The organism is Rothia terrae, assembly GCF_014705925.2.
GTDB lineage: Bacteria > Actinomycetota > Actinomycetes > Actinomycetales > Micrococcaceae > Rothia > Rothia terrae.
Genome location: NZ_CP061539.1, coordinates 1,033,699 through 1,049,509 on the forward strand (window position 1 = coordinate 1,033,699; position 15,811 = coordinate 1,049,509).

General features: G+C 51.8%; 12 protein-coding genes and 3 tRNA genes. 6 read left to right on the plus strand and 9 right to left on the minus strand.

The window, feature by feature from the left end:
* The first annotated feature begins 88 nt into the window (after positions 1 to 88).
* The 3 genes from IDM49_RS04790 to IDM49_RS04800 all read left to right on the plus strand — a co-directional run bounded on the left by IDM49_RS04790 (position 89) and on the right by IDM49_RS04800 (position 5,698).
* The gene (locus tag IDM49_RS04790; protein WP_190725212.1) at positions 89 to 1,243 is read left to right on the plus strand and encodes an exonuclease SbcCD subunit D; all 1,155 of its coding nucleotides are present in this window, start codon (positions 89 to 91) and stop codon (positions 1,241 to 1,243) included.
* Positions 1,240 to 4,374 carry an AAA family ATPase gene (locus IDM49_RS04795; protein WP_190725213.1) on the plus strand — a complete coding sequence of 1,045 codons (3,135 nt, stop codon included), beginning with the start codon at positions 1,240 to 1,242 and terminating at the stop codon, positions 4,372 to 4,374. Before IDM49_RS04790 ends, IDM49_RS04795 begins: the two co-directional genes overlap by 4 nt.
* Positions 4,375 to 4,450: 76 nt before the next feature.
* On the plus strand, positions 4,451 to 5,698 hold the full coding sequence (locus IDM49_RS04800) for a hypothetical protein (protein WP_190725214.1): 1,248 nt from the start codon (positions 4,451 to 4,453) through the stop codon (positions 5,696 to 5,698).
* An 81-nt stretch (positions 5,699 to 5,779) separates the two neighbouring features.
* Here IDM49_RS04800 and IDM49_RS04805 read toward each other — a convergent pair whose 3' ends face one another.
* The 8 genes from IDM49_RS04805 to bcp all read right to left on the minus strand — a co-directional run bounded on the left by IDM49_RS04805 (position 5,780) and on the right by bcp (position 13,894).
* Complete coding sequence (locus IDM49_RS04805) at positions 5,780 to 6,427, minus strand: MBL fold metallo-hydrolase (RefSeq protein ID WP_168613681.1); 648 nt, start codon at positions 6,425 to 6,427, stop codon at positions 5,780 to 5,782.
* A gap of 31 nt (positions 6,428 to 6,458) precedes the next feature.
* Positions 6,459 to 7,547 (minus strand): S-(hydroxymethyl)mycothiol dehydrogenase, encoded by a 1,089-nt coding sequence (locus IDM49_RS04810; RefSeq protein WP_190725215.1) that lies wholly within the window; start codon positions 7,545 to 7,547, stop codon positions 6,459 to 6,461.
* A gap of 100 nt (positions 7,548 to 7,647) precedes the next feature.
* Positions 7,648 to 8,382: an alpha/beta hydrolase gene (locus IDM49_RS04815; RefSeq protein WP_190725216.1), complete on the minus strand. Its 735-nt coding sequence runs from the start codon at positions 8,380 to 8,382 to the stop codon at positions 7,648 to 7,650.
* A gap of 223 nt (positions 8,383 to 8,605) precedes the next feature.
* A complete protein-coding gene (locus tag IDM49_RS04820; RefSeq protein WP_168613678.1) occupies positions 8,606 to 9,721 on the minus strand; it encodes a YihY/virulence factor BrkB family protein in 1,116 nt (371 codons plus the stop codon).
* Between the two features lie 148 nt (positions 9,722 to 9,869).
* Positions 9,870 to 11,345, minus strand: a complete 1,476-nt coding sequence (locus IDM49_RS04825; protein ID WP_190725217.1) for a malate:quinone oxidoreductase — start codon at positions 11,343 to 11,345, stop codon at positions 9,870 to 9,872.
* Positions 11,346 to 11,514: 169 nt separating this feature from the next.
* Positions 11,515 to 13,188: an ABC transporter substrate-binding protein gene (locus IDM49_RS04830; RefSeq protein WP_190725218.1), complete on the minus strand. Its 1,674-nt coding sequence runs from the start codon at positions 13,186 to 13,188 to the stop codon at positions 11,515 to 11,517.
* 78 nt (positions 13,189 to 13,266) lie between these two features.
* Positions 13,267 to 13,348 (minus strand) — tRNA-Leu (locus IDM49_RS04835).
* Between the two features lie 72 nt (positions 13,349 to 13,420).
* Complete coding sequence (bcp, locus tag IDM49_RS04840; protein WP_190725219.1) at positions 13,421 to 13,894, minus strand: thioredoxin-dependent thiol peroxidase; 474 nt, start codon at positions 13,892 to 13,894, stop codon at positions 13,421 to 13,423.
* Positions 13,895 to 14,044: 150 nt separating this feature from the next.
* Here bcp and IDM49_RS04845 point away from each other — a divergent pair, with 150 nt between their 5' ends.
* From IDM49_RS04845 to IDM49_RS04855, 3 genes are all read left to right on the plus strand, one after another.
* Positions 14,045 to 14,617 carry a MarR family winged helix-turn-helix transcriptional regulator gene (locus IDM49_RS04845; RefSeq protein WP_168613674.1) on the plus strand — a complete coding sequence of 191 codons (573 nt, stop codon included), beginning with the start codon at positions 14,045 to 14,047 and terminating at the stop codon, positions 14,615 to 14,617.
* 179 nt (positions 14,618 to 14,796) lie between these two features.
* Positions 14,797 to 14,869: transfer RNA gene (locus IDM49_RS04850), tRNA-Lys, on the plus strand.
* Positions 14,870 to 15,132: 263 nt separating this feature from the next.
* A tRNA-Lys gene (locus IDM49_RS04855) sits at positions 15,133 to 15,205 on the plus strand.
* Between the two features lie 93 nt (positions 15,206 to 15,298).
* Here the strand turns inward: IDM49_RS04855 and IDM49_RS04860 are convergent.
* Positions 15,299 to 15,763: a hypothetical protein gene (locus IDM49_RS04860; RefSeq protein WP_190725220.1), complete on the minus strand. Its 465-nt coding sequence runs from the start codon at positions 15,761 to 15,763 to the stop codon at positions 15,299 to 15,301.
* Positions 15,764 to 15,811 lie beyond the last annotated feature (48 nt).

Sequence of the window (15,811 nt, forward strand, 5' to 3'; positions counted from 1 at the left end):
TTATCTTACCGGGGTGAAACTCAGCCAGTCGCGAGTCATATATAGTTTCTCGCCCGCGCTTTGAGCCGATGCTCAGTACACTGGAATTATGCGTATTCTTCACACCTCTGATTGGCATTTAGGCAGAACTTTTCACGGAACCTCACTGCACGAGCTGTGCAAAGAGTTCGTGCAAGAGCTGGTTGAATTGGTTTCTACCGAGCATATTGATGCCGTGCTGATTAGCGGTGATGTGTATGATCAGGCGCAGCCTCGCCCCGACACGGTGTCGCTGTTTTCTCATGCTTTGAGTGCAATAGTGGATGCCGGTGCCGCCGTAGTTGCCACCAGCGGCAACCATGACTCTGCGCTCCGTCTAGGTTTCGCATCCGATCTTTTACGCAAAGCTGAGGTGTATTTTCTGACCGATGCTAGCCGGCTGGCTGAGCCCGTGGAACTGACGAAAGACGGGGTAACGGTTGCGGTGTTTGGTATTCCTTACCTGGAGCCGCGTGCTTTTGCAGGGCGTTGGGACGTGCCGGCGCAACACACCGCGGTCTTGAGCCGCGCTATGCAGCAGGTAGGGGAGCACCTCACCGAACATACGTACACGGCTAGCATCGCTATGGCACACTGTTTCGCCTCGTCAGCGCAGGTTCCTGAGGTTTCTGATTCTGAACGAAATATTAGTGTTGGAGGGCTTGAAACCGTACCTGCATCCGTTTTTGAGACTGTAGATTATGCCGCGCTGGGGCATCTTCACGGCAAGCAGAAAATCACTGAAACTGTGCGTTATTCAGGTTCCCCTCTAGCTTTTTCATTCTCTGAAGCTTTCCACCGTAAGGGCGCATGGATGATCGATGTAGATCACAGCGGTATACGAGATATCCGGGAGCACCTGTGGCAGACCAAACTTGAGCTCATCAAACTTCGTGGCACCCTCGATGAGGTGCTGAGCGCTCCGGAAGCTGTACTGTCGCCCGACGCCATGTTCAGCATTACGCTCACCGACGCCAATCGTCCGCCCCACGCCCTTGAAAAACTCAAAGAATCCTTTGCAAACGTCTCTGAACTGTACTTTGAACCGCAAGGCGCAGAACAAACCCAACGTGTAGCTCCTGCGAGAGTCTCTCCCACTAAACCGATCAATGAGGTATGCGATGATTTCTTTGAATACGTGCTGGGCAATGAACTGACACCGACCGAACACAGCTACATGCAGCAGGTACTTGCACACATCGAAAGTGAGAGTGTTTCTCGATGATTATTCACCAACTCACCCTCAATGCTTACGGGCCATTCGCCGGCAAAGAGACACTAAACTTTGATGTCCTCAACGATGCCGGACTCTTCTTACTCAACGGTCCAACAGGTGCCGGTAAATCTTCAATTCTCGATGCGCTGTGCTACGCGCTCTACGGCACCACATCCACCGGACGTCCGGATCTGCGCTCGCACTTTGCTGCAGAGAATGAGGTTCCATGGGTAGAGCTTGAATGTACCATTAGCGGGGTTCGCTACCGTATTTACCGCAGCCCAGAGTGGATGCGTCCCTCTACGCGCTCCAAATACGGGGCAGTGAAAGAACACGCTAAAACCCAGCTGGACCGCTGGGAAGACGGCGAATGGGTCTCTATTTCAAGCCGGAACGATGAAGCCGGTGCCTACATCGAGCAAACGATCGGCCTCAAACGCGAACAATTTGTGCAGGTTATTCTTCTGCCGCAAGGAGAGTTCGCTAAATTCTTGAACTCAAGCTCTACTGAGCGCGAAGGACTACTCAAGAAGCTCTTCGGCTCCTACGAATACGAGCAGATCCAGGCAGAACTCATGGCGCGCGCCCTAGCTGCCAAAAACCGTGCAGAAACCTCCCTTCGTCAACTGGAGGAGCTAGAGAGTCAGCTTGACGATGCGTTCTCGCGTGCTCGCATCCGCGAAGCTCAGGAGTTTTTGGACGCTCACTCTGCCGAAGATACTGAGACGCCAGTAGAGCCTGTGGCCCAGTCTCTACAAGAGCTCCCCGAAGAAACTGACCACCCCCAAGAGGCAGAAAATCTGCCTGCCTTTGTGACAAAGCACCGTGCCTACCTCTTAGAGGTCAATAATTCTCTCGATGCGCTGTCGACTGTGCGCTCGGGGCTTGACCAACAGCTTCCGGAAGCTCGCCAGAAGCATCGTCAGCTCGCTGACCGAGCCAAAGACTGGGATACCTACCACCTTTTACTCGCGCGCAAAGAAGAGCTGGGCCAGCAAAGTGAGAACATCGAACAGCTTAAAGTCCGCGCACAACGGGCTGAGCAAGCGGCAGAAATCCACGCCTACATCGAAACTGCCACCGCTGCGCACCAGGACGCGGATGCGGCGCAAGATGACCATCAAAGGACGCGCACTAGCGCGGCAGAGCGTCTAAGGCGCATCGTAGAAGCAGCAGAGCCGCAGCATCCTGAAGCAACCCTCAAAACCGTCTCTGCCGAGAAACTTGATGAGGAAACCCTGCAACAACCGCTCACCGAGTTAGAAGCACTGGTCACTGCAGAACAGCAAAGGGTCGAAACACAGAAAAACCTTGCAAAACTCAGGGCTGAGGCAGAACGCCGTCGTGTGCAGTGGAATCAAGAAGACGTACAGCTGAAAGATGCCCAAGAGCAACGCGATAGCATCAGTCAAGAGCTCGAAGCTTTAGAACATATTGCTGTGGAGCTAGAACGCGCTCTCACCACCGAGAAAACTTCAGCCCGCATTGTTGAGCTTTCACAATCCCTCGAGCGCGCTACCCAACAGCGCGAACAACGAAAGAGCGCCTTACACGATGCTGAACGCACAAGAACCCAACGCGCGCAGGTCGCTGAACAACTGCAACGCGACAGATACGCGCAGGCTGCCTTCACGCTAGCTCAGCAACTGAACGACGAACACCCCTGCCCAGTCTGCGGCTCTCAAGAGCACCCGCGTCCTGCCACTGTCAACGGCGGTGAGCGAGTAGTCGAACAACATGATATCGACACCGCGCTAGAGCTTCGTCAACAAGCAGAAAGCACTGTACAAAAAGCCTTGCAAGCGGTAGCAGAAAGCACCGCCGAGGTGCAGGCACTTACAGAGCAAGGGGCCGTAGAGCTCGCGACTGCGCAGCAACAGCATCAGCATAATCAGCAACAGGTAAGAGAGCTGAAGACACAAAACGCACGTGCACAGCAACTGCGAACCCAGCGTCAAAGCATCGAATTGCAGATTCAAACCCTCACCCAGACTCTTCAAGAACTCAACGACCAGCTCAAGACACTGGAAGGCAGCGTACAAGCCGACCAACACCGTGAAAAGCACCTCAGCGAGCAGCTAGAGCACAAGCAACAAGAACACACCAGCTTTTCTGAAAGACTGGCGAACATGCGCGCACTGACGAAAGATATCGCCCAGCTTCACGCACATCATCAAGCGGTAGAAAGTGCTCACATCCGACTGCGAACTGCACAGGAGAACCTATCGCAGGCCATTGAGAAATCAGCGCTCGATAGTGCCGAAGAGGCAAAAGCAGCCTTCCTGCCATCTCACAAACGTGTTCAGATGCGCGAGGAGATTCAGAACTACGACGCCGCGTGGGCTCGACTACTAGGACAACTCGAGACCGAGACCATGCACAACATCGCCCAACGAATTGAGAATCAAGAAACTCGCCCCGCAGCAGAAGACATTGAAGATGCTGCGCGCCGCGTAGAACATCTCGAAACCGCCAAAGAAGAATCCGTCTCTTTGAGCTCTTCCCTTGACGGAACCCGCCAGAATCTTGAAAGTATCCAGCAACGCTACACCCAGCAAATGGCTGAGTCTCAGACCATCGTGCAGTCCGCACAAACCTGGCGTCACCTGGCTGATACCGCCAACGGAACAGACGCCGACAACCAGCTTAAAATGACGCTCACCACCTACGTGCTGGCAGCGCAGCTACAAGATGTAGCCACCAGCGCATCACTGCACTTGAACGCCATGACACACGGACGCTACACCCTCGAATACAGCACAGAACGCGAGAAAGGACGTGGCTCTAAAAAGTCGGGCTTGGGCATCGTTGTAAAGGACGCTTGGCACGACAAAGTGCGCCCCACCAAATCTCTTTCCGGTGGCGAAACCTTCATGGCATCGCTGGCACTGGCACTGGGACTGGCAGAAGTGGTACAGCACAGAAACGGCGGGATCTCCATCGATACCCTGTTCGTTGATGAGGGATTCGGCTCTCTCGATGACTCCACTCTCGAAGAAGTCATGGGAACGCTCGATTCTTTACGCGAAAATGGTAGGGTTATCGGGCTAATTAGCCACGTTTCAGAAATGAAGAACCGCATCACCACCCAAGTTCAGGTGCGTCGTTCGCCGGAGGGATCTCACATTGTCGCCCCTTAGAAAAACCATTGTGCCCCAGGAGATTGAAACGAACCCTCCTGTCAGGAGCAGATGGAAGTACTCCATCAGGTACACCATGAGCCGTTTACAGGTGATAGTACGTACCCTCGGCATACAGTTTCTGCTGTTTGTGGTGCTCATGCGACTCGCCCCATCTGTGCTCTCACTGTCCCTTCTGATATTGATGGCATCAGAAACGGGGGAGGTCACGCTCGGTGGGTATGCCGCCGGCATCGCGGCGCTCTCGTTTGCCGTCATGATGCCTCTCTACAGTGCCGTGGCGCGAAAATTCGGGCATACTCCCGTTCTGGTGACGACAGGCATCCTCAATATCCCCATGATGGCGATTTTGCTGTGGAAATTTCTGCAATTCAGTAACAAAGCTTTTCAACAGGGCATTGTGGGTGTTCTAGTTGCTGCCGCGCTCGCCGGTGCAACTACACCTCCCATGGCTGCAATGATGCGGTCGTATTGGAGCCGGGAGTACGCAACCAGCAAGGATTGCAAGATGCTGAATTCTGCCATTGCGCTAGAGTCGATGCTTGAGGTTTTGGCATTGCCACTTGCTGCGGTTCTAACCGGTGCTATCTCTCTTTTTGCGAGTCCGCTCTACGCTGTGCTCGCGCTGATTGCGATTAATATGCTTGGCGTTCTTTTTGCTATTTCGCGCATCAATAAGCCTCTTTTTATGCCCATACATTCATCGAGGTTGAGCAAGTTTGACGATGATGCCGTGCACGGCGACCATCGCGGTTTTATCTGGCTGCCGTTGCTGGGAGCCGTGTGTATCGGTGCGATTATCGGGGCCACTCAGTCATCGCTGGCAGCTTATACCCTCAATGCGGATGACGTTGAAACTGTAGGATTCTATATCGGGGCAATGGGTCTATCCAGTGCTACGGTCGGAGCTTTGTTACTGGCTGGACGCGTGCGCATTGCGGGCTGGCAGTCGTGGCTGTTGAGCGCGGTGGCTTTGATTGCGTTGACCATGATGCTGTCGATTCCGGTCACGAATTTTGGTGTAGCTCTGGCACTGTTAGCGTTGGGTGCAGGTATTGGCGCGGCTACGGTGTGCATGGAGTCTGTCACCACCGCAATTTCAGCCCGAGGTTATCTGGAGCTTGCCCTTACCTTTTCGCAGTCCACCTTGACGGTGGGCTTAGCGATTGGCCTGGTGTGGGGAGCTCTCGTGGGTGAGGGATTTGGGTTTCAAGCCGCTATGTTGATCCCCCTCATCGCCGCCACCATCTTTTTTATCGTCGGACACTTCTACGGCTACCTCTGGCGTCGTACTTATGAAGTAAACCTGAGAAACTTCGTGTAGATACTGAACCTTATCTAGATAGGCTCAAGGGGCGGATGCCGTTTGCTTCCACCCCTTGAGCTTTTAACAGTGAACCTGACCTTAGTGGCCTCGAGCGATCCATTCGTCCAGGTCGGGAGCCTCAAGACCGATTCCGGTGGTATCACCGTGTCCCGTGAGAACAGCGGTGGACTCGGGAAGAGTCAGAAGGTTTGCCTTGATGGACTCGATAATCGTGTCAAAGCTGCTGAATGAGCGTCCTGTAGCGCCGGGGCCACCCTGAAAGAGGGTGTCGCCACTGAAAACTACACCCTCACTGTTGTCCCAGCTCAACTCGGGCGCGTAATAGCACACAGAACCGGGGGAGTGACCGGGAGTTTCAAGAGCTGTCAGCGTCGTCGAACCGATGGTAATCTGCTGACCGTCTTCAACATCGTGGTCGAAATCCCAGTGAGGATACACCATTTCCCACAGCACGCGATCCTTGGAATTGAGGTACACCGGAGCATCAAATCGTTCCGCTGCTTCTTTTGCGCTACCAATGTGATCATCGTGAGCATGAGTCAAAACAATTTTCTCGACGGTTCGACCGTTCACAGTGCGTGAGATTTTATCAACGTCGTGGGCGGGGTCAACAATAATCACTGACTCATCGTTGCCAATAATCCACACGTTGTTATCAACATCCCACGTACCACCATCCAACGAAAAAGTACCGCTGGTGACAACTCGTTCAATACGTTCTGCCATGATAAGTCCTTTCAGCAAGACGGTCCGAGAATTAGAATTCTACAACTGAACGCAGAACCTTACCGGTCTTCATGGTTTCAAAAGCGCTTTCCACGTCTTCAAGAGCGATGCGTTCGGTCACGAAAGCATCGAGGTCGAGGTTACCCAGCTGATAGTGCTGAACGAACATCGGGAAGTCGCGGGTGGGCAGAGTATCGCCGTACCACGACGACTTGATGGAGCCACCGTGGCCAAAGAGTTCATCAAGAGGTACTTCGAGGGTGGCTCCGGGAGCGGGAACGCCCACGAGGACGACGCGTCCCGCCAGATCACGAGCCTCGAAGGCCTGCTTGAAGGTATCGGCTACGCCTACTGCATCGATAACCAAGTCTGCGCCGAAACCGTCGGTGAGCTCGCGGATTGCTTCAACCGCGTCCTTCTTCTTGGAGTTCACAGTGTGGGTCGCTCCGAGCGAGCGTGCGCGTTCGAGCTTCTGCTCATCGACGTCTACCGCGATTACCTTGGTTGCTCCACCGAGTTTTGCACCGGCGATAGCGGCGCTACCAACACCGCCACAGCCAATCACAGCAACTGACTCACCTCGCTTCACCTCACCGGTGTTGAGAGCTGCACCAATGCCTGCGGTAACGCCACAACCCAACAGGCCAACTGCAGCATACTGGTCGTCTTCAAGCTCTGCTTCAATCTTGGTGCACTGACCAGCCGCTACCAGAGTCTTTTCAGCAAATGAACCGATGCCGAGGGCTGCCTCAAGTTCGGTGCCGTCTTCAAGCGTCATTTTCTGGGTAGCGTTGTGAGTGTTGAAGCAGTACTGTAGCTGACCCTTCTTGCAGGCACGGCACTCGCCGCAGACTGCGCGCCAGTTCAAGATAACTTTGTCGCCCACTTCAACGTTGGTGACGCCTTCACCGATTTCTTCCACAATACCTGCTGATTCGTGACCGAGCAGGTACGGGTAGTTATCACCCACGCCGCCTTCAACGTAGTGCTCATCGGTTTGGCAAACACCGCAGGTCAGAACCTTTACAAGAGCTTCGCCCGGACCTGGGCTGGGGACGTTAATAGTCGTTACGCTGACATCGCCTTTTTTGAGGGAGACGACTGCTCGAACCTTGTGCATCGTGTACTTCCTTACGTTCATTGTCTAAGTGTCCAACACGTATCATGTGCTTATCTTCTACCATAGTCGAGCAAACCGTCAGTCCCAAACATCGAGCGGATTACCCTGTATGACGAGTAAAAAATTTTACGGCGGTGGAGCGTGCTAAGCCCGAGGTCAAAACTGAGATATGGTCACGACCGGGTACCGCTAGCTTTTCGCATATTTGGTGGCTGGCAGTGATTGCTGTGACGAGTTCATCTGAATCCTGCGCTAACTCATCAAATTCTCCTGAAATGAGCAGCACGGGAGCATTGATAGTATCGTTGCCCGGTTCAAAATTATCAGCGGTCAGCTGAGCAAATCGCAAAAGATTATCCTGAGGCACTGCAGTGTGCGCAAGGACGCGATCGAAAAGTCGTGCGGGATGATGGGCAGACGCCTGACCTGTTGCAATTTCGTGGGCGGCAGCATCCATATGATTAGTAGCACCGAGACCGATGAGAACTGCGCTGGTTAGCTGCTGATCGGGGGTAGCTAAGAGCTCCCAGATCACCCTGGCACCGAACGAAAACCCGAGGCCCATGACAGGTGGACTCAGCTGAGGTATTTGGGCAGAAAGCTGACCGATAAAAGCCTTTAGTAATGAGTCATCAGAAACCTGACTGCCAGCATTCGCAGTGTGTAAAGGGAGGGGTACCGCATACACAGCGAACCCTGCCGCATTGAGTTTTTTGATCAAGCCAGGTTTCACCCAACTCTGCTCGGTAGAGCCGCCAAAGCCGTGAATCGCAAGAACCGTGGCACGAGTCGTGGCATCCGGTTCAAAGAGCTGAGCGTTGAGTAGGGGCATCATCGTCATCCTTTTGCTGAATAAACATCACCGCTCATAATATCCGCACCAGGTCTTAATCTTTGACTCTCTCATACTCATAAACTCTCATAAACGGTGAAAAACCATCGCACGACTGTGGGGAACCGATTCTTACTACTTCTTGCCCCACGAAAAATAATTCAGCAAGAGTTAAAAGACAAGGGCCCGGTACAGCGGAACCGAGCCCTCGATTTATAGCTAAAAACTAGCTCAAATCAATATCGTTGATGTTCTTGCTCTTTGAAGCGGTCTTTTGCATATTCATTCCTGAATCATTGCTCAGGCGAATTTCTTTGCCTTCTTCAACCAGCTTGTCGAGCTTCTCAAGATTCTTGACAGCCATGGTGTCATCACGGGGTTCAATCTGAATGTTTTCTTCAGCAACAATACCAGCATGCAACTCACGAGCTCGCTGAATCTCAGCATCCAACTGAGCACCGAACAGAAGAACATTGTTCATAATCCAAATCAGCATCAGCAAGATGATGACGCCACCGATGGCACCGTAGGTCTTGTTGTAGTTGCCAAAGTTAGAAACGTAGAAAGTGAATGCTGCGCCGGAGACACCCATCATAATCAGCGCAAAGACAGCGCCGGGTGAAATCCAACGGAAATTGGGTTGCTTCACGTTCGGGGTCGCGTAGTACAAAATCGCAATCAGAACGATAGCAATCAGCAGAAGAACGAACCAACGAACATACGTCCAAATCGCTGCGAAACCGCTAAGGTCTACACCGGTGAAGTCACCCACCACGTTCAATACGTTCTCAGATGTCAGAAGAAGTAACATCATCAGAACCATGATGACAACCATAATGGTAGTAATCACCAGGTTGATGAGGCGCAATTTCCAGAGCGGGCGTCCTTCAACCACATCGTAAATGCGGTTCATTGCGCGACCAAACGCACCGATGTAACCAGACGCGGTCCACAGGGCACCCACGATACCGGTAACCAACGCTAAACCGGCAGCGCTGGATGCGGTAAGCTCGGTAATTGGCCCGCGAACTACTGACAGAACGTCTGACGGTGCGTAGTCTGACAGGAAGCTGATGATAGCGTCAGTTGTTTGTTTGCCCTGACCGAAAACACCAAGGAGCGAAACCATCGCAAGGAGCATCGGCACAGCTGACAGCACGGTGAAGTAGGTCAGTGCGGCTGCGAGGTCGGTGCAACCATCTGCAAGAAACTCGCGAAGCGAGCGCTTGAAAATGTAAATCCAGCTTGGCTTACCCAACTTTGTGAGTTTCTGAGGCTTCTCAGACGAGTCCGGTTTAGAACCGCGTTCAGCTCTTTGGACCGTCAGTTCTTCTAGAGACATACATTTCTCTCTTTGTGTATACGGTAATGGTGATTACTTCAAGGATATCCAGTGTACTGGGTATTCTGAGATAACTTCAGAACGTGCCTTTCAAATACGACAGTGGGACAACCGCCACACGGCGATTGTCCCACTGTCGTATGAGAGGTTAGTTGTTGATGCCCAGTACCTGTGCGGTGTGAGCCATAACCTCATCCGCCAGTTCGGGGTTATCGTTGAGGGTCACGCCGTAGGAGGGAATCAATTCTTTCAAGCGGGGTTCCCACTCAGCTTGCTGATTGGGGAAGCACTGCTTGAGGAGCTTGATCATAATCGGTGCCGCGGTGGATGCGCCGGGGGACGCACCGAGCAGAGCTGAGATTGAACCGTCTGCGCTACTGATCAGCTCGGTACCGAACTGAAGAATGCCGCCCTTTTGCGGGTCTTTCTTCATAACCTGGACGCGCTGACCTGCAGTAATCAGCTCCCACTCGTCGCCGTTAGCTTCGGGGTAGTACTCGTGCAGTGATTCAATATGCTGTTCGCGCTTTTTGAGCAGCTCGGTGATGAGGTACTTGGTGAGCGACATATTAGCCAGCCCGGCGCGAGCCATCGGGTAGATGTTGTCGGGGCGCAATGAAAGCGGCAAGTCCAAGAGTGATCCCTGCTTGAGGAAGTTGGTCTTGAAACCGGCGTAGGGACCAAACAGAAGCGAACGCTGACCATTCACGTAGCGGGTGTCCAGGTGCGGCACTGACATGGGCGGAGCACCTACTGATGCCTGACCGTAGACCTTAGCGTTGTGCTGCTGCGCGGTTTCTTGGTTGGTGTTTCGCAGGAACAAACCTGAAACGGGGAATCCGCCGTACCCCTTGCCCTCGGGAATACCGGACTTTTGCAAAAGGGACAGTGCGCCGCCGCCTGCGCCGAGGAAGACAAACTTAGCGCGAATGGTTTTGTTGTGTTCTGAATTCAGGCGATTCTTGACCTTGAGATTCCAGCTCTTGTCTGATTCCTGGGTGAGGTTGGTGACCTGCTGGCCGTATTCAACCTGAACACCGTTTGCCTGAAGGTAGTCGAGCATCTGCTGGGTGAGATCGCCGAAATCAACGTCGGTGCCTTCAGGGGAGTAAGTGGCAGCCACGCGTCCGGCTGCACGACCGTTCATGGTGAGCGGTGCCCACTGAGCAATCTGGTCACGGTCTTCGCTGAATTGCATGCGCTCAAACAGCTTGTTTGCTGAAAGAGCTCCGTAGCGCTTTGCCATGTAGTCACTGTGAGCGTCTCCGAAGACCAGTGACATGTGGGGCACGGGGTTAATGAAGGACGCGTTGTTCAGCTTGCCTTCTTCTACGAGTGAGGCCCACAGCTGACGGGTAACCTGGAACTGCTCGTTGATGCCCAGCGCCTTTGCCGGGTCTACAGTGCCGTCTTTACCCATGGGCGCGTAGTTCAACTCGCAGAGTGCGGAGTGACCTGTACCTGCGTTGTTCCAGGGGTTAGATGATTCCTGAGCAGCTTCATCAAGACGCTCAAGAATGGTGATGTTCCATGATGGCTCAACCTCTTTCAAAAGCACACCGAGGGTGGCGCTCATGATGCCCGCGCCAACGAGGACTACGTCTGTATTTTCAGTCCGTGTCACTGTGAGAACTCCATTTGTTGTGGCAGTAAAACCGCTGTTGTGGTCTTACTGCAATTAATAAAAGTATCGTTCTTATTTACAGTAGCGCGTCTGTGTGCGATGCGCATAACACGTCAAGCGGAGTTCGCGGAAGATGACATAAAAATAAGTATTCTTTTGAAGCAGACCGTTATTTTTGAACATCAGCATGCGCGATGTCATCGATTCCTGTTGACGTTACTGAGTAGCTTGTAACGTTTTTCCCCAGTGCAACGGAGCTAACCGCGTATGCGATGGGAACTGCTACGGTGTGTTCCATCAGGTGGTAGCTGGCATCTTTGAATGCTTCGCGTCTTTCATCAAGGTCATCCAGTGCATCTGCTTTTTGAATCAGCTCTATGACATCAGAAAACGGCATAATAGTGCCGTCTTTAACCTTGGGTGATGCGTCCAAGGCTGAAAGGGCTTTTGCCGAGATGAGCGTGGGGGCTAGTACTCGCCACATGAAAGCATTGGGGTCTCTGTAGGAGCCTGTGAAACCGTGTAGGGAGAGGCCTCGTTTGGTGCCGGTGGCGTTGACCTTATCCAAATAGCCGTCTGACCACTTAATCGGAACGGGTTTGATAGTAAAACCGGCACGGGTCAAATCCGCGGCGATGCTGGAATACACAACTTCTGGTTTTTCCATGGACGTGAGCGAGACGTCGGTGGGGTAGTAGAACTCAACCTCTTCGCCTGAATATGAGGATGCTTTGAGGAGTTCTTTGGCGCGGTCTTGATCATGTTTGGTCAGGGTCTCGATGCCCTCTGCTCGCGACATGAAAAGCGGGGGAATATAGTCAACTGCGGTGTTGCTGCCCTCGGGAAAAATCGCGTGTACCAATGCGGAAGCATCGACTGCGTGGGTTACTGCCAGTCGTACATTTGGGTCAGCAAATACGGGATGTTCCAGATTGATGCCAACGTAGGTCAGAGCATACGGGTCACGGGTGCGGGTTTGATAACCGGACCGAGCCAGCGGCACATAATCTTCTCGACCCACCTGGTCATAAACGTCCAGCTCATCCGATGTGAGCTTATAAAAACGCAACTCGGAGCTTTTGATGGTGATAAATTCAATAGAATCGAGTGGAACCTCGTTGCCCCAATACGACTCAAATCGAGAAAGTTTGACAGTGTCATTCTCTGTGGATTGCACGGTAAATGGGCCGGTGCCAATCGGGGAAGAGCTGAGTGTCCCATCCGCGCCGATGATGCCAGTGGAACAAACAGCGAACGCCGGTTGAGCAAGGGCTGAGAGAAAAGAGGTACTGGGACGCGAGAGCTCAATGATAAACGAGCTGCCCTGTGCTTTGTAGGAGCTGATAAGGGGCTCTAAAACCTCTGATTTATTTTCGGTGCCGAAGAACGTAAGGTACCAGGCATGCGAAGAAAGATCGGAGGTATGAGCTAGCTTTTCAAATCGTTCGAAATTTTTGCGGACTGTCTCAGAATCCAAGGTCGAACCGTCATGAAATTTTACGTCGTTTCGGAGGGTAAAAGTGTAGGTGAGCTGATCATCCGAAATCGTCCAGTCCGTGGCAAGGGCTGGCTCAGGCTGGCCGGTAGAAAGGTTGGCTGCAACTAATCCTTCAATCACCTGGGCATTGATGCGCGCGGTTTCTAGGCTAGAGCTGGTGGCTACGTCTAAAGAAGTAACGGACGCTGCTTGGGCGAACCGTAGATTTTTAGAATCTTGCTGGCTATTGGAGGCTGATGCGCTGTCTGTGTGAGATTCGGCGGAGCAGGAGGCAAGGGAAAATCCTGATGCCACAGCCAACGTAAGTTTTGCGAGGGTGCGACGTGAAAACTGCGAAGAGGCCATCGGTAAACCTTCTAATAATCCGAACTCAACTATATCGTCGTTGATACAACTAAAGCCCAGAAAAAATCTGGGCTTTAGTGCGCGAGGAGGGACTTGAACCCTCACGCCGTAAGGCACAGGAACCTAAATCCTGCGTGTCTGCCAATTTCACCACTCGCGCTTGTCGAATATGAAAAACAACGTTTTGAATATTACAACAGTTTGCGCGTTGATGCTAATCGGCGCGATGAGTTTAGCTATCGATGCCCAAATCTCGGCGGAGTTTGGCAACATGTCCAGTTGCGCGAACGTTGTATTGAGCAAGCGTTACTTTGCCTTCTTCATCGAGCACAATAGTTGAGCGGATGAGACCAACGTAGGTTTTGCCGTAGTTCTTTTTCTCTCCCCAAGCGCCATATGCTTTAGCTACTGTATGGTCTGCATCAGATAACAGTGGGAAGTTGAGAGATTCTTTATCTTCGAACTTCTGGATTGCTTGCTGGGCATCGGGAGAGATGCCGATGACTGAATAGCCTTCCGCAGTGAGTGATGAGAGATTGTCGCGGAAATCGCAGGCTTGTTTGGTGCATCCCGGGGTGGATGCCTTGGGGTAGAAATAAACGATAGTTTTCTTTCCACGAAAATCGCTGAGCGTGATCGTCTCGTCGGCTGAATTTTGGAGTGAAAAATCTGGCGCTACATCGCCAACAGAGAGTTTATGAGACACGTTGCTTGTACCTTTCTTTGGTGACAAAGTTAGACAATCAAACTAATATCACCGCTTATTATCGGCTTTTTGGCCCAACTCTGCTACATCGATGGTAAGGGCTACCTATTTTATAAGTTGAGAGCCTCTAAAAACACTTATAATAGCTGTATGCCTGATATTGGTAAGTGGTCTATTAATCGTTTATTGTCAACCGCCGCTCGAATGCTTGAACATAGCTGGAACGCTCAGCTCAAGGATTTAGGGCTTACTCACGCGGGTGTAACCGCACTCGGTGTGATTTCTCAAAATGGTGAGATTTCGCAGGTTAAGGTTGCTCAGATTGTCGGTGTTCAAGCGCAGACAATGGGTAAAACCTTGGCTCGTCTGGAGTCTCACGGTCATATTGCTCGCATCCGCAGTTCAGCGGATCGTCGTAGTTATTTGCTAACTATTACGGATGCTGGTGAGGATGCTTTGATGCATGCTCAGCAGGTCGATGAGACTTTGTCGCAGCTTGGTCAGCTGGCTAACCCCCAGTTCCATGAAATGCTTATTGATGTAATTCATGAACTGTCTACCCATGAGGGTGGTAAGGAGATCTTCCATTCAGCAGTGGAAGGCAACATGGTTCCCAGCCCTGAAAAAGTTAATACTGTTGAGGTCGATGAAGAAATTGACCAGTCTAAGCCGCTGACGGCTGTTATTGAGGTTCTCTCCCCGGAGGACTCTCGAGAAAATTAATCCCCATGTCTCCCCGGGTGCATCGCCAAGCGTGATGCACCCTTTATCTTTACCCAAAAAAATTACGCTGAAAGTGTGCTTGGTTACAAAGGGCGGTTTCGATTTGCATACCCATTTGAGACCCCCTATAGTTATACATGTCTTCACGGCGAACATGAAATGTTTGAAGCGATAGATATGCACCTCTAGCTCAATTGGCAGAGCAATTGACTCTTAATCAATGGGTTGTGGGTTCAAGTCCCACGGGGTGTACAAGCTAAAGGCTGGTTCTCATTGAGAGCCAGCCTTTTTTATTTATCTCGGGTCCGATGCTGAGGCTGTGGGTTTTTTCTCGAGTTATCTACAGTCTTGTCGGTTCCTTGCCTTTGTTGCTTTTTGCGCAGGGTTATATTTCAGGCAAGGGGAGAGCCTGAAGGTCGGCAAAATTGTGAATAGCGTTACAAATAGCTGTTTTGGCTTGCATGCTGCTTTTGATGTGCGTATAGTATTTATTCGTTGCTTCACGAAGTAACTAAGCACCTCTAGCTCAATTGGCAGAGCAATTGACTCTTAATCAATGGGTTGTGGGTTCAAGTCCCACGGGGTGTACATTCAAGAAAAGGTCGGTTTCATCTGAAACCGACCTTTTTGTTTTAACTCTTAATCCCGGTAGAAGATTTAAGGGCAGGGTCTATCGTGGCGCTATGCGACTTCTTCTAATAGGTGGGAGTTATTGATGAAATTGAAAAAATCGTCGAGGTCGAAGCTCTGATCAAGTTGTCCCTGGCCGTGGTCACTCTTGAAGGTGTGAACGGGGATAAAGCTCAAGTCAAAGACACTGCCGTTAGTGAGTGAAATTTTGAGCTGCGTAGCATCAACAGTGCTCATCGAGGCAATAGTGGTGTTATCTATTGAAGTAGGAGCACCACCGCTTGTGATTTCGGGTGTCTGAATAGGGGTAATTACCATTTCTCGAGGCATCTCGCGGTAGCCCACCAAAAAAAGCTCCTGATCGGCTGATTGGTGCTGAGCCACATCGGGATTTTGGTAAATGGCAGAACCTGTGGCAAGAACAAGGTTGTAGGCGCCGTAATTGATGATTTGTTCATCGAATACGGTGTGTAGCAGTGTAGCAATCTGATTGCTCTCTAAATGTTCCTTGTTCATGTGACCCAGTTTACCGAGCGAGGTTGAGAGTATCGACAGTATGAACTG